Consider the following 663-nt stretch of genomic DNA (forward strand, 5'->3'; position numbering starts at 1 on the left):
CGAAGAAGGTTTACTTCGTTGGGAGTTGGTTAACACTATCACGCATCTTGTTGATGGCCGTTTCGAGTATAAGAAACATGACCCAGCTCTTCAATTCCGTGGGTCATGGAACCAGAAAATTTATGAAATGCCAGCACAGAAAGACGTCACTCCTGACGACATTCCGAAACGTGCTACTGCTGAAACTATTGAGATTAAATTCCTATGAGCAAAGAATTCGAACCGTGCCCTTGCTGTGGCGCTGAAAAATACGGCTTACTGCAAGATAAAATTCATTTGGATTGGGCGCGTGAGTGCCTTGCTTGTGGGTTTGCTATCGAACTTATGCCTCGTGCTACAAGCCGTGTGACTTCATATCACATTGGTTTGAATGATGAGGACGATGAGCATGAAGCGATTCGTGCAGGTCTTCACATGGCTGGTTCATTGGAAGATCTGTTCGAGGGACTGCCAGGTTTGGCAGAGGTTTAACTTTAACTGGAGGGCTTATGGTTCACAAGGTAAAAGTTAAGGGTCGTACTGAGTACAAGTTTGGTCATAACAAACCAACTACCAAGAAGAAAGCAACAGCACAGTTACGTGCTGCTTTCGCTAATGGTTACGTACCACACGGCGGTTAATATGGACGCCCACTTCGGTGGGCATTCAAATGGAATAGTATTA

Annotated in this window: 2 protein-coding genes; both read left to right on the forward strand. The window is 45.1% G+C overall.

All coding sequences use genetic code 11. The features are described from left to right. A partial coding sequence (locus N1032_RS25800; protein ID WP_331486071.1) for a 4Fe-4S cluster-binding domain-containing protein occupies positions 1-208 on the forward strand: 208 nt, incomplete at its 5' end. Next, entirely contained in the window at positions 205-471 is a 267-nt protein-coding gene (locus N1032_RS25805) for a YheV family putative metal-binding protein (RefSeq protein ID WP_259543468.1), read from the forward strand. The genes N1032_RS25800 and N1032_RS25805, both read left to right, overlap by 4 nt. Positions 472-663 lie beyond the last annotated feature (192 nt).

Source organism: Herbiconiux daphne (genome assembly GCF_024979295.1).
Classification (GTDB): domain Bacteria; phylum Actinomycetota; class Actinomycetes; order Actinomycetales; family Microbacteriaceae; genus Herbiconiux; species Herbiconiux daphnes.

Excerpts from the sequence above, each read along its gene's own strand:
- N1032_RS25805 (WP_259543468.1), top strand. The coding sequence starts at position 205 with ATGAGCAAAGAATTCGAACCGTGCCCTTGCTGTGGCGCTGAAAAATAC.